This window comes from Methylobacterium sp. Leaf111, from assembly GCF_001423285.1.
In the GTDB taxonomy this organism is placed as follows: Bacteria; Pseudomonadota; Alphaproteobacteria; order Rhizobiales; family Beijerinckiaceae; genus Methylobacterium.
Genome location: NZ_LMNE01000001.1, coordinates 413,480 through 435,687, shown reverse-complemented (window position 1 = coordinate 435,687; position 22,208 = coordinate 413,480). Strand labels below are relative to the sequence as shown.

At 72.1% G+C, this 22,208-nt stretch carries 19 protein-coding genes and 1 pseudogene; 4 read left to right on the top strand and 16 right to left on the bottom strand.

Going from position 1 to position 22,208, the window contains the following annotated elements; genetic code table 11:
* Positions 1 to 62: 62 nt before the first annotated feature.
* Entirely contained in the window at positions 63 to 764 is a 702-nt protein-coding gene (trmD, locus tag ASF41_RS01870) for a tRNA (guanosine(37)-N1)-methyltransferase TrmD (protein ID WP_056210863.1), read from the bottom strand.
* Positions 765 to 835: 71 nt separating this feature from the next.
* On the opposite strand from trmD, the gene ASF41_RS01865 reads away from it, so the two are divergent.
* Positions 836 to 1,648, top strand: coding sequence for a class I SAM-dependent methyltransferase (locus ASF41_RS01865; protein ID WP_082503924.1), 813 nt, complete (start codon positions 836 to 838; stop codon positions 1,646 to 1,648).
* A gap of 20 nt (positions 1,649 to 1,668) precedes the next feature.
* On the opposite strand, the gene ASF41_RS01860 is transcribed toward ASF41_RS01865, so the two are convergent.
* The 3 genes and pseudogenes from ASF41_RS01860 to ASF41_RS01850 form a co-directional block, all read right to left on the bottom strand.
* Entirely contained in the window at positions 1,669 to 2,190 is a 522-nt protein-coding gene (locus ASF41_RS01860; protein WP_244479517.1) for a hypothetical protein, read from the bottom strand.
* Positions 2,191 to 2,400: 210 nt separating this feature from the next.
* A pseudogene (locus tag ASF41_RS01855) lies at positions 2,401 to 3,436 on the bottom strand (Atu2307/SP_0267 family LLM class monooxygenase).
* Between the two features lie 112 nt (positions 3,437 to 3,548).
* On the bottom strand, positions 3,549 to 3,905 hold the full coding sequence (locus ASF41_RS01850) for a DoxX family protein (protein ID WP_056490359.1): 357 nt from the start codon (positions 3,903 to 3,905) through the stop codon (positions 3,549 to 3,551).
* A gap of 125 nt (positions 3,906 to 4,030) precedes the next feature.
* On the opposite strand from ASF41_RS01850, the gene ASF41_RS01845 reads away from it, so the two are divergent.
* From ASF41_RS01845 to ASF41_RS01835, 3 genes are all read left to right on the top strand, one after another.
* The gene (locus ASF41_RS01845) at positions 4,031 to 4,933 is read left to right on the top strand and encodes a LysR family transcriptional regulator (protein WP_056353587.1); all 903 of its coding nucleotides are present in this window, start codon (positions 4,031 to 4,033) and stop codon (positions 4,931 to 4,933) included.
* A 207-nt stretch (positions 4,934 to 5,140) separates the two neighbouring features.
* A complete protein-coding gene (locus ASF41_RS01840; RefSeq protein ID WP_056490356.1) occupies positions 5,141 to 6,832 on the top strand; it encodes a methyl-accepting chemotaxis protein in 1,692 nt (563 codons plus the stop codon).
* A 459-nt stretch (positions 6,833 to 7,291) separates the two neighbouring features.
* Positions 7,292 to 8,839: a sensor domain-containing diguanylate cyclase gene (locus ASF41_RS01835; protein ID WP_056490354.1), complete on the top strand. Its 1,548-nt coding sequence runs from the start codon at positions 7,292 to 7,294 to the stop codon at positions 8,837 to 8,839.
* Positions 8,840 to 8,957: 118 nt separating this feature from the next.
* Here the strand turns inward: ASF41_RS01835 and rimM are convergent, their stop codons facing one another.
* The 12 genes from rimM to ASF41_RS01775 form a co-directional block, all read right to left on the bottom strand.
* Positions 8,958 to 9,644: a ribosome maturation factor RimM gene (gene rimM, locus ASF41_RS01830; RefSeq protein ID WP_056210876.1), complete on the bottom strand. Its 687-nt coding sequence runs from the start codon at positions 9,642 to 9,644 to the stop codon at positions 8,958 to 8,960.
* 10 nt (positions 9,645 to 9,654) lie between these two features.
* On the bottom strand, positions 9,655 to 10,017 hold the full coding sequence (rpsP, locus tag ASF41_RS01825; protein ID WP_055957770.1) for a 30S ribosomal protein S16: 363 nt from the start codon (positions 10,015 to 10,017) through the stop codon (positions 9,655 to 9,657).
* A 104-nt stretch (positions 10,018 to 10,121) separates the two neighbouring features.
* Positions 10,122 to 11,684, bottom strand: a complete 1,563-nt coding sequence (gene ffh / locus ASF41_RS01820) for a signal recognition particle protein (protein ID WP_056210878.1) — start codon at positions 11,682 to 11,684, stop codon at positions 10,122 to 10,124.
* 38 nt (positions 11,685 to 11,722) lie between these two features.
* Entirely contained in the window at positions 11,723 to 11,947 is a 225-nt protein-coding gene (locus ASF41_RS01815) for a hypothetical protein (RefSeq protein ID WP_056210880.1), read from the bottom strand.
* Between the two features lie 390 nt (positions 11,948 to 12,337).
* Positions 12,338 to 13,420: a class I SAM-dependent methyltransferase gene (locus ASF41_RS01810; RefSeq protein ID WP_056490350.1), complete on the bottom strand. Its 1,083-nt coding sequence runs from the start codon at positions 13,418 to 13,420 to the stop codon at positions 12,338 to 12,340.
* Positions 13,417 to 14,313: a prolipoprotein diacylglyceryl transferase gene (lgt, locus tag ASF41_RS01805; protein ID WP_056491205.1), complete on the bottom strand. Its 897-nt coding sequence runs from the start codon at positions 14,311 to 14,313 to the stop codon at positions 13,417 to 13,419. Before lgt ends, ASF41_RS01810 begins: the two co-directional genes overlap by 4 nt.
* A gap of 145 nt (positions 14,314 to 14,458) precedes the next feature.
* Positions 14,459 to 16,609 carry a methyl-accepting chemotaxis protein gene (locus ASF41_RS01800; RefSeq protein ID WP_056490347.1) on the bottom strand — a complete coding sequence of 717 codons (2,151 nt, stop codon included), beginning with the start codon at positions 16,607 to 16,609 and terminating at the stop codon, positions 14,459 to 14,461.
* Positions 16,610 to 16,829: 220 nt separating this feature from the next.
* The gene (gene ilvA / locus ASF41_RS01795) at positions 16,830 to 18,491 is read right to left on the bottom strand and encodes a threonine ammonia-lyase, biosynthetic (RefSeq protein WP_082503912.1); all 1,662 of its coding nucleotides are present in this window, start codon (positions 18,489 to 18,491) and stop codon (positions 16,830 to 16,832) included.
* Positions 18,492 to 18,525: 34 nt separating this feature from the next.
* Positions 18,526 to 19,584, bottom strand: a complete 1,059-nt coding sequence (locus ASF41_RS01790) for an asparaginase (protein ID WP_407067247.1) — start codon at positions 19,582 to 19,584, stop codon at positions 18,526 to 18,528.
* A 145-nt stretch (positions 19,585 to 19,729) separates the two neighbouring features.
* Entirely contained in the window at positions 19,730 to 20,086 is a 357-nt protein-coding gene (locus tag ASF41_RS01785; RefSeq protein WP_056491203.1) for a diacylglycerol kinase, read from the bottom strand.
* Positions 20,087 to 20,100: 14 nt separating this feature from the next.
* The gene (locus ASF41_RS01780; RefSeq protein ID WP_056490338.1) at positions 20,101 to 21,150 is read right to left on the bottom strand and encodes an AbrB family transcriptional regulator; all 1,050 of its coding nucleotides are present in this window, start codon (positions 21,148 to 21,150) and stop codon (positions 20,101 to 20,103) included.
* Between the two features lie 48 nt (positions 21,151 to 21,198).
* Positions 21,199 to 22,173 carry a LysR substrate-binding domain-containing protein gene (locus ASF41_RS01775; protein WP_056272934.1) on the bottom strand — a complete coding sequence of 325 codons (975 nt, stop codon included), beginning with the start codon at positions 22,171 to 22,173 and terminating at the stop codon, positions 21,199 to 21,201.
* Positions 22,174 to 22,208 lie beyond the last annotated feature (35 nt).

Below are 22,208 nucleotides of genomic sequence, written 5' to 3'. Positions count from 1 at the left end.
GTTCGGATCCCGGCGACTATGCCCGGTGCGGGTGGCGGGGCAACCCGGCCGGAGGCGACGCGTCAGTCTTCGCGGGAGCGCAGCAGGTCGGGTCGGCGCTCCTGGGTGAGGCGCAGGGCCTCGGCCCGGCGCCATCGCGCGATGGCGCCGTGGTTGCCGCCGGTGAGTACGTCCGGGATCGCCCGGCCCTCCCAGTCCCGGGGGCGGGTGTAGTGCGGGTATTCGAGATGGCCCGTCTCGAAGCTCTCCTCCTCGCCGGAGGCGAGCTTGCCCATCACGCCGGGCAGGAGGCGCACGCAGGCGTCGAGCACCACAAGGGCGGCGATCTCGCCGCCGGAGAGGATGTAGTCGCCGATGGAGACCTCCTCGAGGCCGCGCCCGGCGATCACGCGCTCGTCCACGCCCTCGAAGCGGCCGCAGACGACGAGCACGCCGGGCCCCGCGCTCAAGGACCGGACGCGCGCCTGCGTCAGGGGGCGGCCCCGTGGGCTCATCAGGAGCCGGGGCCGGGGATCGTCGGGCGCGCCCGCGGCGTCGATGGCGGCGGCGAGGACGTCGCAGCGCAGCACCATGCCGGCGCCGCCCCCGGCGGGGGTGTCGTCCACCGCCCGGTGCCGGCCTAGGCCGTGCTCGCGGATGTCGCGGGCCTCCAGGCTCCAGGTGCCCCGCGCCAGCGCATCCCCGGACAGGGACACCCCGAGCGGCCCCGGAAACATCTCCGGATAGAGGGTGAGGACGGTGGCGTTCCAGGGACTGGCGGTCATGGTGCCTACTGGCGCGCGCAGGCGCGCCGGGTCAACGTGGCACCGATCCGGCGACGGCGGGTTAAGCCTGCATGGCCGCTTCCCCCTCGCTCCGTCCCCGGCTCCTCGTTGCCCTCGTCCGGACCGTCACCCTGGCGCTGGCCCTGACGGGGTTCGGCCTGTTGCGGCCCGTCCGGGCGGCCGAGCCCCTGGCTCCGGCGGGCGCGCCCGCCGCGGCCTTCCCGAAGCCCGACCGGCCGGTGGCTGAGATCGTCGCCCCGCTCTGGGCCTCGGAGGCGCAGCGCGATTCGGTCGACGAGGTCGGGCAGGTGATGCGGCTCATGGGTATCGCGGCCGGCCAGAGCGTCACCGATATCGGCGCGGGCAGCGGCTACTACACGGTGCGGATGGCCGAGCGGGTCGGTCCCCAGGGACACGTCTATGCCGAGGATGTGACGCCGCGCTACCTGGCGGGCCTGGAGGGGCGCATCGCCAAGAGCGCGCTTACCAACGTCACGGTGGTGCGTGGCGAGCCGCACGATCCACGCCTGCCGCCGGCCTCCCTCGACGCCGCCGTGCTGGTCCACATGTACCACGAGATCGCCCAGCCCTTCGGCCTGCTCCACAACCTCGCGCCGATGATGAAGCCGGGCGGCCGGGTCGGGATCGTCGACGCCGACGATCTGCCCTCGCGGCACGGCACGCCGCCGGCGCTGCTCGCCTGCGAGCTGACGGCCGCCGGATACCGTCAGACCGGCTTCTCGGTGCTGGAGGGCGGCGTCGGCTACCTCGCGATCTTCGCGGCGCCCGCCGCCGCCGACCGGCCGAATCCGCATTCCATCCGCCCCTGCCGGGACGAGACCACCCGGGGCACCAAGGATGGGGCGTCCAAGCGCGCGCGGTGAGCGGGTGGGCGACTCCGCCCTCAGGCGCTGGTGTCGAGGACCAGGGCCGAGGAGGCGCTGCTGGTGCGGTTCGTTCCATTGGCGCCGTAGGCGGACCCGGTGACCTGAACGCTCTGCAACTGCTTGATGAAGCTGCTCAGGAGGTCGCTGACCGAGGCGCGCGTGGCGTAGCCGTTCGTCGTGTCGTCATCCGAATTGGACGCCGCGCCGTCCGGCGGCGGACCGGGGGGCGGGCCGCCCGCCTCGCGCGCACCGTTGGCCTGCGACGCGAGCGTGCTCTGCCCGCCGCTGGCGAAGAGTGCCTTCAGCGCGCCCGCCTGATCGTCCGTGAGGGTGCCGGCGCTGACCTGATCCGCGATCAGTCCGTCGATCCGGTCCGTCAGGGAGGCCGGATCGCGCGCCGCCGCCGCTCCCCCGGCGGCCTTGCCTTTCGACCCTGCGGTCAGGCCCGTATCGATCGCCGTGAGGGCCGAGGTGAGGGCGGTGGCGTCCGTGCCGCTCAGGGCGCCGGCGGACACTTCGCTGGAGATGGTCGACGCCATCTGCTCCGTCATCGCCCCGTGAGGGCGCGGTGGCGGCCGCGGAGCGAAAACCGGGGAGGCCGCGGAGGCGATGGTGCTCATGGGGGCGCACGGGGGTTCGGGGCACCGGGAAAGCCCGGCCGTCGATACGTGGGAAATCTACCCACGCGACTCTTAACGGCCGGTTATCCGGGTTTCACGATTCGGCGGGGCGGTGACGGGGCGGGAGTGTCAGGCGGCCGCCGTCAGCCGCGGCTTCACCTCGGTGCCCAGCAGGGCGATGGAGCGCTGCATCGCCTCCGGCTCCTGCATCGCCGAGCTCATCTGGAAGGTGAGGCGGGACAGGCCGCCGAGGGCGGCGTCGGCGGCCCGCACCTTCGCGGCGACCGTCTCCGGGGCGCCGATGAGGTAGGACCCGCCGGGCGCGCACATGGCGGCGAACTGCTCCTCGAGGCCGGAACTCGGCCAGCCGCGTTCGGCCCCGATCTTGCCGAACATCGCGGCCCAGCCCGGATAGAACGCCTCCCGGGCCGCGCGGTCGGTGTCGGCGACGAAGCCGATGGCGTGGACGCCGACCTTCAGGGTCTCGGGGGCGTGCCCGGCCCGGCGGCCGGCCTCGCGGTAGAGCTCCACCAGGGGCCGGAAGCGCTCGAAGCGGCCGCCGATGATCGCCACCATCAGGGGCAGGCCGAGGGTACCGGCGCGGGCGAAGGAGGCCGGCGTCCCGCCCACGCCGACCCAGATCGGGAGGCGCTCCTGGTACGGGCGCGGGTAGACGCCCTGGCCGGTGAGCGGGGGGGCGGAAGCGGCCCCGCCAGGTGACGTGGGTCTGCGCGCGCAGGGCGAGCAGCAGCTCGAGCTTCTCCGCGAACAGGGCGTCGTAGTCCTCGGCCGCGAAGCCGAAGAGCGGGTAGGCCTCGCCGAAGGAGCCCCGTCCGACCACCATCTCGGCGCGGCCCCGGGCGATCAGGTCGAGGGTGGCGAAGTCCTGGAAGACCCGCACCGGATCGGCCGCGATCAGCACGGTCACGGCGCTGGTCAGGCGGATGCGACGGGTGCGGGCGGCCGCGGCCGCCAGGATGACGGCGGGGGCGGCGTCGAGGAACTCCGCCCGGTGATGCTCGCCGATGCCGAACACGTCGAGGCCGGAGCGGTCGGCGGCTTCGACCTCGTCGAGCAGGCGTTCCATGCGCTCGGCCGCCGAGAGGGTCCGGCCCGTCTTCGGATCGGGGAGGGTGACGGCGAAGCTGTCGATGCCGATGTCCATGGTGGGGTTTCTCGCGGGCGGGGGCGACGTGACGCGGGGGCGACGGGCAGCGAAGGGGTTCCGCCGATCAGCGCCGCAGGCCCAGGACCGAGCGGGTCTGGTCCCGGCGCAGCTAGGCCAGGGTCGCGGTCAGGACGAGGAGCACCGCGGCCGGGGCGGCGGGCGTGGGCAGGACGACCAAGTGGGCGATCACGGCGCCCACCATGGTGGCGGCGAGCCAGAGGGCGGCGAGGCCCGCGAAGCCGGGGATCAGCAGGGCGACGGCGCCGGCGACCTCCACGAGGCCGGTGACGATCCGGAACCACTGGCCGACGCCGATGAGGTCGTAGACCTGCACCATCATCGGCGCGCCGGTGAGCTTGGCGCCGCCCGCCGCGAGGAAGACGAGGGCGAGGAGACCCTGCAGCGCCCAGGCCGAGACGGTGCGGGCGCGCGTGGGAGCGGGAGAGGCGGTGAGGGTGACGGACATAGGGGATCATCCGGGTCTGCGATCGCCGGGGCCGGAGCGGCTCGGCTGTGGGTCCCGATCTAGGTGGTGGCCCTCTCTCAGCGAAGCCTCTATCATTCGATGCGTCCCATCACCCTGGCAGATGGATGCTCGACCCGCTCACCCTCGATCAGCTCCGCACCTTCGTGGCCGCCGTGGACACCGGCAGCTTCTCGGCCGCCGGACGCAAGCTCGGACGCGCCCAGTCCCTGGTGAGCCAGTCCCTGGCCAACCTGGAAGCCCAGTCGGGGGTGAAGCTGTTCGACCGCACCAGCCGGTACCCGGTGCTGACGGAGGCCGGGCGCGTGCTCCTGGCCCATGCGCGCGCCACGGTGGCGGCTGCCGAGACCTTCAAGGCGCAGGCCCGCGACCTCGCCGGCGGCCTGGAGCCGGAGGTGAGCATCGTCCTCGACGTGCTGTTTCCGATCCAGGTGGTGACGCAGGCGGTCGCGGCCTTCCAGCCGGCCTTCCCCGAGACGCCCCTGCGCATTCAGGTCGAGACCCTGGGGGCGGTGATCGCGCCGGTCCTCGACGGACGCTGCGCCTTCGCGGTGGCGGGGGCGACGCCCCTGTTGCCTCCCGAACTTGCCCGCGAGCCCCTGCGGCAGATCGAACTCGTGATGGTCGCGGCGCCCGCTCACCCGCTCGCCCGCCGGACCGGCCCGATCGCCACCGCCGACCTCGCCGAACAGGTCCAGCTCGTTCTGACCGACCGCAGCGACCTGACCAAGGGGCGGGAATTCGGCGTGTTCTCGCCGCGCACTTGGCGGCTCGCCGACCTCGGATCGAAGCACGCCTTCCTGCGCTCCGGCCTCGGTTGGGGCGGCATGCCCCTGGACGTGGTGGCCGAGGATCTCGCCAACGGTCAGCTCGTGCGCCTCGACGTCGCCGCCCTGCCGAAGGGCGGTCTGTTCCTGCCGATGTGGGCCGTCTACCCGATGGAGCGTCCGCCGGGCCCGGCCGGCCGCTGGCTCATCGGCCAGCTCCGCGACGTCTCCCCGGGCGCCTGATCCGGGGAAGGCAGGTGGGCCTCGGCCGCGCTCGCGCCGAGCTGGATCGGGGATGATCCGCGGCTTCGAGCGGTCTCGGATCGATCCGCACCACCGGGCTTCTCGAAATGACGGGTTTCAGTTCATCTAGAAGAAGAAATCCTCCGCAATCTCCATTAAACTTTAATCGGCGTGCTGGATCTTGGCCGGAAAATCCGGGGTGCTCCCATGTCGTTTTTATCCAGGGTCAAGATTTTACCGAAGCTGGGAGCCATCGTAGCGCTCATCGCAATAATGGTCGGCGTCTGTGTCTGGTTCGCTCAGGGGCGTATGACGGAGATCGACAATGCCTATAGTGTGTTCATCTCACGGGATGCCAAGGGTGCGGCGACCGCCCGCCGGGTGAACCGGCTCGTTTTCGAGATGAATTACTGGGTCTACCGGGTCATCGCGGAAACCGACGACGCCCAGATGAAGGTGGCCAATGACGGATTCGAGGCCACGCTCGCGCCGATGCGCCAGGCCCTCGCCGACCTGCGTCTGCAGGCCCCGTCCTTCGGCACCCGCGTCGAGGCGCAGACCGCTCGCGTCGAGCGGTTCATGCAAGACGTGTCCGAGGTCCGCCGGCTGGGGACGGCGAACCGGAACGCGGAGGCCATCGTTCTGGTGCACCGCACCATCGACCCGACCTTCGCCCTCATGGTCCAGGAAGGCGGCCAGCTCGGCGAGGACATCGCCGCGTCAATGGAGAAGGGCTCGGCCGATTTGACTGCCCAGACCAATGCCACCCGCCACAGCCTGATCCTGTTCAGCACCCTCGGCATGCTCGCCGGCCTCCTGACCGCCGCCTTCGTGGGCATCCTGGGGATCACCCGGCCGCTGGCCAGCCTGGTCGGCGTTCTCGAGCGCATGGCGCAGGGCTCCTTCGAGGCGACGATCCCGGAGGCGCGCCGCGGCGACGAGGTCGGCGCGGTCGCCCGCGCGGTTGAGGGCATCAAGACGATGGTGGCGCAGAAGGCGGCCGAACAGGCCGAGATCCGCCGCATCGCCGACTCGGCCGCGGTGACGGAACGCAGGCGCACGATGATCGAGCTTGCGGACGGCTTCGAGCGCGCCGTGGGCGGCATCGTCGGTCTCGTCTCGTCCTCGGCGACGGAGTTGCAGGCGACGGCCCAGCAGATGACCGCGACGGCCCAGGAGACGGCGGCCCAGTCCAGCCAAGTCGCGGCGGCGGCCGAGGAGGCCGCGTCGAACGTCGGCACCGTGGCGGCCGCCGCCGAGGAACTCGGCTCCTCGGTCCAGGAGATCGGCCGACAGGTTCAAGGCTCGGCGGGGCTCGCGCAGGCGGCCGTCGGCGAGGCGGATCAGACGGGCCAGCTCGTCCAGGCCCTGCGGACCACCTCGGCCCGGATCGGCGACATGGTCGGGCTGATCTCGAACATCGCCGGGCAGACCAACCTGCTGGCACTGAACGCCACCATCGAGGCGGCGCGGGCCGGCGAAGCGGGGCGGGGTTTCGCGGTGGTTGCCACGGAGGTCAAGGAGCTGGCCGGGCAGACCGCCCGGGCGACGGAGGAGATCGCGCGCCAGATCGGCGAGATCCAGGGCGTCACCGACCAGGCGGTCTCCGCGATAGGGGGCATCACCGGCCGGATCCGCGAGATCGACGGAATGGCGAGCGGCATCGCCGCGGCGGTCGAGCAGCAGGGGGCCGCCACCCAGGAGATCGTGCGCAACGTCGCCCAGGCGGCCCAGGGCACGAGCGAGGTCACCGGCAACATCTCGGGCGTGGCCAGGGCCTCGGAGGAGACCGGTGCGGCGGCCACGCAGGTGCTCGCCTCGGCCTCCGAGCTGTCGCGCCAGTCCGAGCATCTCAGCGCCGAGGTGAGCCGGTTCCTCTCGGGCGTCCGCGCCGCCTGAGACCCCGTCCGATGGATGGCCTCGGGTGGCTCGGTCGGATCAGGACCCCTTTTCCGTGCGGGCGGAGGCCGGGGTGAGGGGCATGCCCCATCCGACGCGGTTCCACACTCCATCCGTCCCTCTCCGTCCTGGAGAGGGGACCCGCGCGTGACAGGTGCCGTCGGACTCGACCGGAGCGGGCATGCGGCAGCCCAGGCGGGGCCTGATTCAGCCGGGGCCATGCCCTTCCTCCGAGTCGGATCGCCGCGCCATGTGACCCGAAAAGGTGCCCCACCGGGCCCCCCAAGGCCGCGGAACCGCCCGGCGACTCCCGGCCTCGGCGTCCCGAAGTGGTTTGCTGAGACAAATGGGCTCCGGCGTCACCGCGTTGGTTTCCGGCTTGGGGACCGACAAGCTCTGCTTAGGACTTTCCGTGGCATCTGAGTCCGGAATGCACAACCGGAGGTTTCGGAGTCGCCGATGCGGATGCTGCCGGATCTCACGAGCCGCCTGAACGCGGCGCGAGCCTGGATCGGACTCGGCGTCCTGGCGCCTCTCGGCCTCCTCGTGGTGTCCGGCCTGATGCTGGTCGATCTGCGCAACGATGCCTGGGACAAGGCCGCGCAGACGTCCCGCAACCTGCTTCAGGTCATCGAACGCGACATCGCGCGCAACGTCGAGATCGTCGACCTCTCCCTGCGCGGCGCCGTCGACAACCTCGCGGCGCCGGGCTTCTCGGCCGTGGGTCCGGCCCTGCGCCAGCTCATCCTCTTCGACCGGGCCGTCACGGCACGGGACATGGGGGTCTTCCTCGTGGTCGACGAGAACGGCGACACCGTCTACGACGCGAACGCGGTCCCGGCCCGGCCCCTGAGCAACGCCGACCGCAGCTATTTCCGCGCCCATCGCGACCGGCCCGACCTCGGCCTGTTCATCAGCGAGCCCATGACCTCTCGGATGCTCGGCGTCCCCATCATCGTGCTCAGTCGCCGGATCAACAAGCCGGACGGCAGCTTCGGGGGCGTGGTCCAGGCCTCCCTGAAGCTCACCTATTTCAGCCGCCTGTTCGCCAATCTCGCCCTCGGCGCGAAGGGCGCGATCAACCTCTACGCCCGAGACGGGCGGCGCATCATGCGGCACCCCTTCTTCGAAGGCGCGATCGGGGACAGCGTCGCGGCCTCGCCGTCCTTTCAGCGCTTCGTGCGGGAGGGCAGCGGCAGCTTCCTCGGCAGCGCCGTCCGCAGCACCGAGCCGCGCCACCACACCTTCACGCGGATCGGCGACCTCCCCCTGATCCTCGCCGTGACCCTGGCGCCCGACGAGATCGATGCCGAGTGGCGCGCCAAGGCGCTGGTGATCGGCAGCATCGTGTCGATCCTGTGCGGGCTCTGCGCCGGCCTCTCGCTGCTCTTCGGGCGCGAGCTCCGGCACAGGGGACGGATGCAGGTGGAACTGGCGCGCCTCTCCCTCACCGATCCGCTGACCGGCCTGCCGAACCGGCGCCGCTTCGAGGAGGCCCTGGCGGATGTCGAACGGTCGGGTCGCTCCGGCGGCGCGCCGTTCTCCCTGCTGGTCATCGACGCCGATCACTTCAAGGCCGTGAACGACCGCCACGGACACGCCGTCGGGGACGAGGTCCTGCAGGGATTGGCGCGCTGCCTCCTGGCGAGTGCGCGCCACCCGGGCGATCTCGTCTGCCGGGTGGGCGGCGAGGAGTTCGTGATGCTGCTCGCCGGAACGGACGGGGCGGGCGCCCAGCGGGTGGCCGACGCCGTCCATGCCGAAGTCCGCCGCCTCGGGCTACCCGCCGCCGGCATCCCGGCGGGCGCCCTGACGGTGAGCATCGGCCTGGCCAGCACCGCGTCGGTCCGCGCGGGGGCGAGAGGGGCCAGAGAGCTCTACCGCGTCGCCGACGCGGCGCTCTACGCCGCGAAGGGGAGTGGTCGCAACCGGACCTGCATCGGTCCGCCGTGGAGCGCGTGCGCACCGGGCGAGGGGGCACCGGGCGCGCAGGCCGACGCCGCCTGAGGGCCGGGTGCGTCGCGCGGCCGGGTGCGGAGATCGCAGGCGGAGGACTCTTTCCCGTCCGGGCAAGAGGGATTTCGGCAATCGGCGGCGTCGGCGCGATCGCGCGGCCGCCTTCCCCTCAGGCGGGCTCGTCCGGGGGGCGCGGCTGGGCCGGGGCGAACAGGTCCTCCGGCGGATCGACCACGACGCGGCCGCCGGCGATGTCGAGCTCGGGCACGAAGATTTTGGTGAAGGGCAGGAGGGCGGTGGCGCCGCCCAGGGCCGGCTTGATCTCCAGGAGATCGCCGCCGCCGTAGTTCGGCACGTCCGCGACGGTGCCCAGGACCGTGCCCTGCGTGTCGACCACCGCGAGGCCGACGAGGTCGGCGGTGAAGAATTCGTCCGCGTCCGACACGGTGCCGAGACGCTCGCGCGGCAGGTACAGGGCGAGGCGGTTGAGGCCTTCCGCGCCGGTGCGGTCGCCGACGCCCTTCACCCGCACGACCAGCAGGTCGGGGGAGGCGCCGCCGGCCTGCCGGACGTCCGTGAGTTCGACGCGGCGGCCGTCGGCGCCGATCAGCGGCCCGTAGGACGCGATCGCCTGCGGGTCGCCGGTGTAGGATTTCAACCGGACCTCGCCGTTGAGCCCGTGCGCCCGCCCGAACTCGCCCATCTGGACGAGGCTCGGGTCGGTGGGCGGCAGGGGCGCGTCGGCCTCGGGCCGCGGCCGGTGGGCCGAGGTGGCCGCCGCGCTGCCGATGCGGCCGGGCCGCGCACGGCGCCCGCCGTCACCGTGGGTCGATGTGCCTCCGGGACGACGGGCCATGCGGGGGACCTCAGGCCGCGGCGTCTTCGGCCGGGGCGGCGGCCTTCTCGGCACGCTTGGCGGCGCGCTCCTTGGCCTTCTCGCCTGGCTCGGCCTTCTGCGGGTTGTTGCGCGCGGGGCGCTTGGCGAGGCCGGCGGCGTCGAGGAAGCGCAGGACGCGGTCGGTGGGCTGGGCGCCCTTGGCGAGCCAAGCCTGGATCTTGTCGGCCTCGAGCACGATGCGGGCCGGATCGTCCTTGGCCTTCATCGGGTCGTAGACGCCGACCTTGTCGATGAAGCGGCCGTCGCGGGGGGCGCGGGCGTCGGCGACGACGATGCGGTAGTACGGGCGCTTCTTGGCGCCGCCACGGGTGAGACGGATCTTGAGGGACATGGTTCTACTCCAAAGGTCAGTGTGTCGTGTGAGGGCGAGGCGCGCGTAGCGAATGGCGAGTCCGTGGGGGCGAACCCGACTCGCTATGCGCTACGCCCCCGTCGCTACTTCTTCTTCCCGAAGGGGAATCCGCCGAGACCCGGCAGGCCGCCGGGGCCCTTGGGACCCCCGAGCCCGGGCAGGCCCGGCATCTTGCCCCCGAGGCCCGGAGGCATCGGGGGGAGCTTGCCGCCGAGCTGCTTCTGCATGTCGGCGATCATTTCCGGCGTCGGCTCCGGCATGCCGGGGGGCAGGCCGGGCATGCCGCCCGGCATTCCACCGCCCCCCATGCCGAACATCGAGCCGAGGGCCTGGCCGATGCCGCGCTTGCCCGAGCCCATCGCCTTCATCATATCGGCCATGGTCCGGTGCATCTTGAGGAGCTTGTTGAGCTCCTCCACCTTCGTCCCCGAGCCCGCCGCGATGCGCTTCTTGCGGGAATTCTTGAGGATGTCGGGATTCTTCCGCTCCTGGGCGGTCATCGACGAGATGATGGCCCGCTGGCGCTTGAACATCTTCTCGTCGAGATTGGCGTTCTCGACCTGCTTCTTCATCTGGCCCATGCCGGGAAGCATGCCCATCAGGCCGCCGATGCCGCCCATCTTCTCCATCTGGGCGAGCTGCATCGACAGGTCGTCGAGGTCGAACTTGCCCTTGCGCATCTTCTCCGCGGTGCGGAGCGCCTGCTCGTGGTCGATGGTCTCGGCCGCCTTTTCGACGAGGGAGACGATGTCGCCCATGCCGAGGATGCGGTTGGCGACGCGGGAGGGGTGGAACTCCTCCAGGGCGTCGACCTTCTCGCCGGTGCCGACGAGCTTGATCGGCTTGCCGGTGACGGCGCGCATCGAGAGGGCCGCGCCGCCGCGGGAATCTCCGTCCATGCGGGTCAGCACGATGCCGGTGACGCCGAGGCGCTCGTCGAAGGCGCGGGCGGTGTTGACCGCGTCCTGGCCGGTGAGGGCGTCGGCGACGAGGAGCACCTCGTGCGGGTTGGTGGCGGCCTTGACCTCGGCCGCCTCCGCCATCAGCGCCTCGTCGAGGGTGATGCGGCCGGCGGTGTCGAGCATGACCACGTCGAAGCCGCCGAGGCGGGCCGCGTCCATGGCGCGCCGGGCGATCTGAACCGCCGACTGGCCGGCGACGATCGGCAGGCTCTCGACCTCGACCTGCTTGGCCAGGATCGCGAGCTGCTCCATGGCGGCCGGGCGGCGGGTGTCGAGGGAGGCCAGCAGCACCCGGCGCTTGTCGCGGGCGACCAGCCGGCGGGCGATCTTGGCGGTGGTGGTGGTCTTGCCCGAGCCCTGCAGGCCGACCATCAGGATGGCGACGGGGGCCGGGGCGTTGAGATCGATGATGCCGGCTTCCGAGCCCAGCATCGCTACGAGTTCGTCGTTGACGATCTTGACGACCATCTGGCCGGGGGTGACCGACTTGAGGACGACGGCGCCGACGGCCTTCTCGCGCACCTTCTCGGTGAAGCCGCGCACCACCTCGAGGGCGACGTCGGCCTCCAGCAGGGCGCGCCGGACCTCGCGCAGGGCGGCGGTGACGTCGGCCTCGGTGAGGGCGCCGCGGCGCGTGAGGCCGGAGAGGATTCCGGAGAGGCGATCGGACAGGCCTTCGAACATGCGTCAGGCTCCCTGGACCGGCATCGTCGTCGGACCGGTCACTGGTTGACGCCCGCGCTCTCGGCCCGGCGCGCCTGGAGCGCGTCCTCGAAGCCGCGGATCGCCTGGGCGAACTTGTCCCGGCAGCCCGGGTCGCAGAAGCCCACCACCGCGCCGTTGTAGAGGGTGAGCGAATCGGCCGCGATCGGCTTGCCCGACCACGGGCAGGTGTCGTTCACCGCATCCTCGATGCGCAGGGTCGTGTTCGCGGCAGCGTTGGGCATCGGGACTCGCGACGACGGTGTGGCCGGGGCCGACGCCCTGTCCCCAACGCGAAACCCGCCCGAGGGCGCATCGCGCTGTCGGGCGTTGACCTCCGGCCTCGCGGGGCCGGTCGGCGTTCGTGGTGACGATCAGACCGTCGAATGAATAGGGAGGCGGTTAGTCCGACGGCGGGCCTGAGTCAAGTTTTGCGGTTGATGGGCACGGCCTGCACGGGCATCCTGCCGCTCCGACACGCGGCGCGGGTTCGTCGGCATGGGGAGTCCCGCCATCGAGGGTTCGGCCATGGACGCCCACACTCTGACCCTGCTGCTGTTCCCACTCGGCGCCCTGGCGCTGGGCCTCGGGACCCTGTGGTTCGCCCGCCGCGCCCACTGAGCCGACCTGTCCGATCATCGCCCCGCCGGCGGAAGCCCCGGCAGCGCCGCGAGCGTCGCATCCGAGAACGCCATCGCCTTGAACAGGCTGCCCATGCCGCGCCGGGACGGATCGGTCAGGCGGGTCGCCGCCGCCGTGATGGCCTCGCGCTGCGCCTCGCTCGCGGTCCGGCCCAGCCCCTCGGCGCGCTCGCGCAGGCCCAGCGCCAGAAGGAAGTCGCGCTGGTCCACGGGGCCGTGCAGGATCGCCCCTTCGCCGGTGGAGGCCCGGCCGAGGGCGCTGAAATCCACGTGGGTGGTCAGGTCGGCCTCGCCGGGGGCGGCCAGCGGCGGAACGAAGGCGTGGCCGCGCACGGCCTGGAGCGAATCGCCGAAGCCCGGCCGGACGTGGCCGTAATCCACCAGGAGGACGGCGCCCCGGTGGGCGACCACGCGGCGGGCGAGGCCGCGCACGGCGTCCAGGGCGGCGCTCGGCAGGGTCATCAGGACGCCGGTGGGGCCGCTCGCGGCGATGCGCGTGTCGGGCTCCGCCGCCAGGCCGAAGGCGAGGGCGCTGCCGTCCGGCGAGAGGCCGACGAGGCGCTCGAACCAGCCGCGCTCGGCCCGCTGGAACTGGCGGACGGGGAGGGCGTCGAAGAACTCGTTGGCGACGACGAGGCTCGGGCCGTACGGCAGGGTGTCGAGGGATTCGTGCCAGGTCGGGGCCGCCCTCGACAGGCGGGATTCCTGCTCGCCCCGGAGCACCGGGCTCGTCTCCACGAGGTGCAGGGCCGGGCGCAGGGCCGGCGCGGCGCGGGACAGCGCCCGCAGGGCGTCCTGCATCAGGGTGCCGCGACCGGGGCCGAGCTCCACCAGGGCGAGGTCGGGGGGAGCGCCCATCGCCTCCCAGGTCGCCGCGATCCAGATCCCGATCAGCTCGCCGAACATCTGGCTGATCTCGGGGGCGGTGACGAAATCGCCCCGCGCCCCGAGGGGGTCGCGGGTGCGGTAGTAGCCATGCACCGGATGGCCGAGGCAGAGGGTCATGTAGCGGTCGAGTCCGATCGGACCCGAGGCCAGGATCTCGTCGCGGATCGCGGCGAAGAGCGGGCTCGTCACGCCGGATCGACCTTCGCGGGCGACGCCGTCCCGTCCTCGATCGCCACGCGCGGGCGGGTGGTACCGCGCAGGGCCAGGACGATGGCGGCGAGGCCGACGAGCGCCATTGGCACGCACAGCACCATGCCCATGGTGATGCCGCCGGTGGACCAGGTCTCGGTGCCGAACAGGTAGCCGAGCTGGCGGTCGGGCTCGCGGAAGAACTCGCAGAACGTGCGCGCGACGGCGTAACCGAGGACGAAGATGCCGCCCATGAGGCCGGGCCTGCGGAAGCCGCGGGCCCGCACCGCGATCATCATCACCACGAACAGGAGAGCGCCCTCGGTGGCCGCCTCGTAGAGCTGGCTCGGGTGCCGGGGCAGGGGGCCGCCGGTGGGAAACACGATGGCGTAGGGAAAGTCCGGGGCGATGCGGCCCCAGAGCTCGCCGTTCACGAAGTTGGCGATCCGCCCGAAGAACAGCCCGATCGGCACCACGACGGCGGCGAGGTCGAGGAGGGTGAGGGCCTGGAGCTTCCGGGAGCGGGCGAACAGCACCATGGCCAGCACGGCGCCGAGGAAGCCGCCGTGGAACGACATGCCGCCGTTGCGGATGGCCAGGATCTCGATGGGGTCGGCGATGTAGAGCGGCAGGTTGTAGAACAGCACGTAGCCGATGCGGCCGCCCAGCACGACGCCCAGCGCCACCCAGACGATGAGGTCGTCGATGTCGTTCAGGCTCGGGCGGCGCACCACGCCCCAGTAGCGGTCCGCCGCCACCAGCCGGCGGGCATAGTACCAGCCGCCCAGCAGGCCGACGATGTAGGCGAGGGCGTACCACTTGATGGTGATCGGCCCGATCGCCACCGCCACCGGATCGATGGCGGGGAAGGGCAGGGCGAAGAGCGGCGGCATCGAGGCGGTGTCCCGGTTGTGCCGGGGCATTGGGCCCGAGCCCGCCCGGGGGTCAACCCCGCCACGGACATGGCCGGCCCCGCCGCCCGCCCTGTAACCAAGCCTCCCCGATCACCTCCCGGCGGTCCACCGCCGGCCGCCGCGATCAGGCGGCCCGGACGGTGGCGAGGAAGCTCGCCACTTCCGTGCGCAGCTGCTCGGACTGCCGCGAGAGGTCCGCGGAGGCCCGCTGCACCTGGTCCGCCGTCGCGCCCGCCTCGGCGGCCGAGCGGGCCACCGCCTCGATGTCCTGGCTCATGACACCGGTGCCCGAGGAGGCCTGGCCCATGTTGCGCACGATCTCCTGGGTCGTCACGCCCTGCTCCTCCACCGCGGCGGCGATGCTGCTGGTGACGAAGCTCATGCCCTCGATCCGCGTGACGATGCTGCGGATCGCCCCGGTGGCGCCGGTGGTGGCCGAGCGGATGGCATCGACCTGCTCGGCGATCTCCGTGGTGGCGCGGCTGGTCTGCTCGGCGAGGTTCTTCACCTCCGCGGCGACGACCGCGAAGCCGCGGCCCGCCTCGCCGGCCCGCGCCGCCTCGATGGTGGCGTTCAGGGCCAGCAGGTTGGTCTGGCTGGCGATCTGCGAGACGAGGCCGACCACGTCGCCGATCCGGGTCGCGGCTTCGGACAGGGTCTGCATGGTGGCGGCGGTGCGGCCAGCCTCGTCCACGGCCTGGGCCGACATGGTCGCGGCCTGTTCGACCTGGCGGCCGATCTCGCCGACCGTGGCGCCGAGCTCCTCGGCCGCCACCGCCACGGAGTTGACGTTGCCCGCGGTCTCCTGCGCGGTGGCCGCCACGGAAGTCGAGCGCCGGGCCGTGCCGGCCACCGCCTCGGTCATGCCGGTGGCGGCGCCCTGCAGGTCGCCGGAGGCCTGCGAAACCGTGCCGACGATGCCGCCCACGGAGCGCTCGAAGCGGTCCGCGAGGTCGCGGAGCAGGGTCCGCCGCTCCGTCTCCTCCCGCAGGCGCGCCGCCTCGGTGGTCTTCAGCTGCTGCGCGGCCTCCTCCAAAGAGATGTCGCGGATGGTGACGACGGCCCGGGCGATGTCGCCGATCTCGTCGGCACGCCGGCTGCCCGGCACCTCGGCCAGGGATTCGCGCCGGGCCAGCGCCTGCAGGGCCCGGGTCAGCGCGCCGAGGGGACCCACGATGGTGCGGGCGAAGAGGAGGCCGAGGATCGCCGTGGCGGCGAGGACGGCGAGGGCCGTGACCGCCAGGGCCCGGGTGAGGGTGCCCACCGCCGTGAGGGTCTCGTCCTCGGCCTGCTCGGCCAGGATCGTCCAGGGGGCGCCGAGCACCGAGACCTTGGCGGTCGCCACCATCCGACGGTCGCTCCCGTTGGCGTAGGTGAAGGGGTGCTCGCTGGCGAGCTCCGCTTTGTCGAGGCCGAGGTCGGTCGCGGGCTTGCCGGCCGTGACGGCCGGGGACAGGGGCGGGTTGGACCGCAGGGCGCCGTCGGCGCCCACCGCGAGGATCTGGCCGGTCTCGCCGAGGCCGGCGCGGTCCGAGAGGGTGCGATCGAACAGGGCGGGAGTCAGGCGCAGGAGGACGAAGCCGATGCGCGCGGCCTCCTGGCCGGTACCCATGGCGACGTTGGCGCGGCGGGCGATGGCCCGGCCGATGAAGGCCGACGGGACGGCCTCCGCCGGATAGGCGGCGTAGTCCTCGTACAGCGTCGCGTCGGAATCGGCGCTCTTCAGGCGCGCCACCAGGCGGGCGAGGCCGGTCGAGGCCAGCGCGGGCTCGGACAGGGCCTGGCCGAAATCGGCGCCCTTGGTGGTGGTGTAGACGACGCGCCCGTCCTCCGACACGAAGACGAGATCGGCGTAGCCCGGGCGCTCGAGGAGCTTGCGGGCGACCTCCTGCACCTTGGCGTGGCGGCGCCCGTACATCGTGCCCGAAGCCTCCGCCCCGAGGCGCGCCTCGAGGTTCGCGCCACCCGTATAGGTCCGGACGAGCCCGGCGAAGTCGGGCTTGGCGGGGTCGAGAGCTTCGGCCAGATCACCGAAGTTGCCGCCGACCTGCGGATTGCCCGCCACCGTGACGAGGTCTCCGCCGATCCGTTCGGCGATCAGCTCGATCCCCGCCTTCCGGGCCGAGGCGGCGAACTGGAGGCGCTCCCGGGCCGCGTCGACCAGGCCGGAGCGGGCGCTGTACCAGCTCAGCCCGCCCATCACCGTGGCGCTGACGAGGGCCAGACCGACGGTGATCGCGGGCAGACGAAAGTTGAGGCTGGTCAAACGTGCCATGGGATACGCCCGAAGAGGAAGTGCGGACGTCGTTGCTACGGAGAAATGTTGAATTAAAACTTTCGTTCGGGACAATCTGGCAGCGTATCCAGAATTCCAGTCCGTGCGCGACAACCGCCCGGCGCTTGTCAAGTCTTGTGGCTGCGCGGACGAAGGGACGTGCGGGCGATCGACACCTCGTTCACCACTGCCCCTGATCCGGCGATGCCGCCGGCCTGCTTCAGGCCGCAACGCCGGCCATGCCCTGGCCGTCGTCCAGGAACATCCGGTAGGCCGGGTTGTCGGTCTCGTCGACGCACGGGTAGTGCAGGGCCTCGATCGCCGCATCGAAGCGGGCGCGCTCGGCCGGCGGTACGTCGATGCCGGCGAGGACCCGGCCGTAATCGGCGCCATGGTTGCGGTAGTGGAACAGCGTGATGGCGAAGCCGTCGCCCAGGGCGTCGAGGAACTTCATCAGCGCCCCCGGCCGCTCGGGAAACTGGAAGCGGTAGAGCCGCTCGTCGGCGAGGCCCGTGGCGCGTCCGCCCACCATGTAGCGGATGTGGACCTTGGCCATCTCGTTGTCGCTCATGTCGACGGTGCGGTAGCCGGCGGCCTTCAGCGAATCGATCAGGGCATGCTTCTCTCGCAGGCCGCCGGCGAGGTTGATGCCCACGAAGATCTGCGCGTCGGCGCCGGCGGCGTAGCGGTAGTTGAATTCGGTGATCGCCCGGGGGCCGAGGGTCTGGATGAAGGCGCGATAGGCGCCCGGCCGCTCGGGGATGGTGACGCCGAGCAGGACCTCGCGCTGCTCGCCGAGCTCGGCGCGCTCGGCGATGTGGCGCAGGCGGTCGAAGTTGAGGTTCGCCCCGCTGGAGATCGCCACCAGGGTGCCGGTGCCGCCCTCCTGCCGGGCGGCGTAGGCCTTGGCGCCGGCCAGGGCCAGGGCGCCGGAGGGCTCCGAGATGGCGCGGGTGTCGTCGAAGATGTCCTTCACCGCCGCGCACATGGCGTCGGTGTCGACGGTGATGACCTCGTCGAGGTACTCGCGGCAGAGCCGGAAGGTCTCGGCGCCGGCCTCGCGCACGGCGACGCCGTCCGCGAACAGGCCGACCGTGGGCAGCACCACGCGTTTCCCGGCGGCCAGCGCCGCAGCCATGCAGGCGGCATCGTCCGGCTCGACGCCGATGACCTTGGTTTCGGGCCGCAGGTATTTCACGAAGGTGGCGACGCCCGCCGCGAGGCCGCCGCCCCCGACGGGCACGAAGATCGCCTCGATCGGCCCGGAATGCTGGGTCAGGATCTCCATCCCGATGGTGCCCTGGCCGGCGATCACGTCGGGATCGTCGAAGGGATGCAGGAAGGTCAGGCCGTCGCGCGCCTCCAGCTCCCGGGCATGGCCCAGGGCCTCGTCGAAGGCATCGCCGAACAGGATGACTTCGGCCCCGCGCGCCCGGCAGGCGTCGACCTTGATCGCCGGGGTGGTGCGCGGCATCACGATCACGGCGCGGACATTCAGGCGGGCGGCCGCCAGGGCCACGCCCTGCGCATGGTTGCCGGCCGAGGCGCAGACGACGCCCTTGGCGAGCAGCTCGGGGGCCAGGCCCCACATCTTGTTGTAGGCGCCGCGCAGCTTGAACGAGAAGACCGGCTGCAGGTCCTCGCGCTTCAGGAGCACTGGGCGGGCCAGACGCGCCGACATGCGCGGCATCGGGTCCAGCGGGCTCTCGATGGCGACGTCGTAGACGCGGGCGGTGAGGATCTTGCGGATGTAGTCGGTCAAGGAGACACGGGCTCCGGCGGTGCTGCGGTGCGAGGGGACTCGCCCCGCACATAGGCGCTCGGCGCGCCAGAAGCGAGCGAGGCGCTGTCGCGGGGCGCCGGCCCGGTTCCCGCCCCGCAACGGCGGCGTGGCCGCCGTCGCGGGGCGGCAGGGGCTACCGGTCGAACAGGGCCTGCAGGGCCGCGCGGTCCTTGGTCTTCGGCAGCGCGATCAGGGTGAGGATGCGCGCCTTGTCCGGCGTCAGGTCGTCGGCGAAGACGGCGCCGGCCTTCAGCAGCGTGTTGCCGCCGCCCTTGAAGCCGTACACCGGCAGGGCGCGGCCGTCATAGACCTTGGTGGCCACGACGACCGGCACGCCCTTGGCGATGACCTCCGCGATCGCGTCGTGCATCTCGGCGTTCATGTTGCCCCAGCCATAGGCCTCGACCACGATGGCCTCTGCGCCGGTCTCGGCCGCATGACGCACCTGGCTGCCGTCGGCCCCCGCATACATCGCCACCAGATCGACCTGCGGCATGCGGTCGGGCAGGGGCAGGGTCTGCCGGCGCAGGGACTTGCGGCTGAACACGACCCGATCCTCGTCGACGTAGCCGAGGAAGCCCGCATCGCCGGAATTGAAGGTCTCGACGTTGCTCGTGTGGGTCTTGCGCACCTCGCGGGCGGCGTTGATGTGGTGGTTGAGCGTCACGGTCACGCCCATGCCGGTCGAACCGTCGGCGAGGATCTGCCGGGCGGCGTTGAGCAGGTTGCGCGACCCGTCCGAATCCCAGTCGGAGGCGTTGCGCTGGGCGCCCACCAGCACGATCGGCTTGTCGTTCTTCACGGTGAGGTCGAGGAAGTAGGCGGTCTGGTCGAGCGTGTCGGTGCCGTGCAGGACGATGGCGCCGCGGATCGTGGGATCGGCCAGGATCTCGTCGACCTTGCGGGCCAGGCCGGGCCAGCGGTCCGGTCCCATGTAGTCGCTGGGGACGTTGCTGAACTCCGTCACGGCGATCGCGGCGATGTCCTTGAGCTTCGGGACCGCCGCGACGAGGTCCTCGCCGGAGAGCGCCGGCACCGGCGCGTGGGTGGTGGGGTCGAGCTTCATCGCGATCGTGCCGCCGGTGGCGATGACCGCAATCTTCGGCAGGTCCGCCGCGCTCGCTGGAGGCATGAGAAGAAGTAGACCGCTGAGGCCGAACAGTGTTCGTCTCAGGATTGTGGCAACGGCCATGAACGCACCTCGGTTGACTCCGGTCGTTCCATCAGGGATCGACCGAGCGGTCAGCGTTGAAGGACCGTGCCGGTCCTGTCCAGATCGGACCGGCCCCCGCGGCTTTACGAAACCGGCGGATCTTCTCGGAGAAATTCCCCGGGCTTCAGGGCTGACCCGACAGCCGCTCGATCAGGGCCGCGATCCAGACCAGGGCGGCGATTCCCTGGGCGGAGAAGGTCCCGGCCGAGGCGAGATCCTTGACGATGCCGATCTTCGGGTGCCGGGCCGGGTGGAGGTGGTCGCAGAGCTTCTCCACCGCGGTGTTCAGGAACTCGGCGGCGAGCATCAGGAGCAGGCTCGCCACCAGGGCGACCCGGACCCAGAGGCCCGACCCGAGGAGGAGGGCCAGGGGAACCCCGAGGGCGAGGAGCATGAGTTCCAGGCGCACCGCCCGCTCGGTCCGGGCGCCGTGCACGAGGCCGCGCCAGGAATTCAGGAAGGCGAGGTAGAGGGCGTGCATGTCCGGGCGCTGTCTCAGGGCGCCGCCGGGGCGCCGCGGGCGATCCACTTCGCCACGATCGGCCCCGTCACCAGCACCACGAACAGCCGGAGGGTCTGCACCGCCAGCACGAAGGAGACGTCGACCTTCGAGCCGACCGCGATGATGGCCACCGAATCGAGACCGCCCGGGCTGGTGGCGAGGTAGGCGGTGAGGAAGTCGACGGGCAGCAGGAAGGTCAGGCCGTAGGCCCAGCCGCCGCACAGGGCGATCACGCCGAGGGTGGCCACGACGATGCCCGGCATGGCGCTGAGCGTCTCGCGCAGGGTCTCGCGCCGGAAGCGCAGGCCGACATACCAGCCGATGGTGGCGTAGGCGAGGTCGAGGATCGGCATCGGCAGGGCCATGGAGACCAGGCCGGAGGCGTGCAGGGCGGCGCCGAGCAGCATCGGCCCGGTCAAGGCGAAGGCCGGAAGGTGCAGGAGCTTGGCGAGGCCGGCGCCGCAGGCGGCGACAGCCAGGGTCGCCAGGAGGGCGAGCGGGGCCACCGTGACGGGATCGGAGGCCGGGACCACGTCGGAGACGTTGGTGAGCAGGCGCGCCATGACGGAGGCCGAGAGCACCACGGCGACCACGCGCACGTACTGCATGAAGGCGACGAGGCGCGGATCGGCGCCGTATTCCTCCGACATCGCCACCATGGCGGCGGCGCCGCCGGGCGACGAGCCCCAGGCGGCGGTCGACCCCGGCAGGATGCGCAGGCGGGTCAGGGCCCAGCCGACCGCCCCGCCGACCAGGACGGTGACGAGCACCACCGCGAGGATGAGGAAGCCGTCATCCACCACGGTGCCGACGATCTCACCCGTCACCGTGTGGGCGACGAGACAGCCGATCATCGCCTGGGCGGCCTGGAAGCCGAACTTCGGCACCGACAGGTTCGCGCCCCTGACCCCGAAGGCGATCGCCGCCACCATCGGCCCGAGCAGGAGAGCCGCCGGGAAATGCGCGCGGTCGAGGCCGTAGGCCAGCAGGCCGGAGGCGCCGAGGAGGGCCGCCCAACGGCCGATGAAGCGCAGTGAGAGCACGGTGATGCCGGGAATGGGCCGGGCAGGGAACGCCCGTCGCGCCGGGCGCTACACCGGATCGCTGACGCTGTCACGGCGCCCGGCGCGCGGACGGGGCATGCCGTCGTCCCGGCAGGCCGTGGTGCCCGCCGGCGCGTGGGCCCGGAAGAACGCCGCCAGGTGCGCGAGGCCGTCGGCCCGCGGATCGCTGGTGCGCCAGGCCAGGGCGACGGTGCGCCCCGGCCCATCAACGTCGAAGCTGCGCGTCACCGTGAGGCCGCTGGGATCGGGACCGGAGGGCACTGCCAGGGCCGGGAGCAGGGTGTAGCCCGCCCCCGCCGCCACCATCGAGCGCAGGGTCTCCAGGCTGGTGGCGTGGCGCCCGGCGGCCGAGCCGGCCCCGCAGGCCGCCACGGTCTGGTCGCGCAGGCAGTTGCCCTCGTCGAGGAGGAGCAGGTCGGGGCCGGCGATGTCGGTGGCGCGCAGGGCGCCGCCCCGGGCGAGGGGATGCTCGGCCGGGCAGGCGAGCTGGAACGGTTCGACGAAGAGGGGTGACACCGTGAGCCCGGACGCCGGCACCGGCAAGGAGATCAGGGCGGCGTCGATGCGCCCGTTGTGCAGCCCTTCGAGAATCTCGGCCGTGCGCGCCTCGCTCAGGGCGAGGGCGAGGAGCGGGAAGTCCTGGCGCAGGGTCCGCAGGATCAGGGGAAACAGGTAGGGCCCGAGGGTCTGGATCGCCGCCAGGACGAGGCGGCCGGTGAGCGGCGCGCCGCGCCCCTCGCTCGCCAGCACGAGGAGGCGCTGGGCCTCCGCCATGACGATGCGGGCCTGCCGCACGATGGTCTGCCCGGCCGGCGTCAGCATCACCCGGCGGTTGCCGCGCTCGAACAGGGCGAGGCCGAGGAGGTCCTCCAGCTTGCGGACCTGGACGCTGAGGGTCGGCTGGCTGACGTTGCAGCGCTCGGCAGCCCGGCCGAAATGCATCTCCTCCGCCACGGCGACGACGTATTCGAGATCCCGCAGGGACAGGCCGGACATATTCATAGGCTGTGACTATCATCGCGTTCGCCACGATGCAT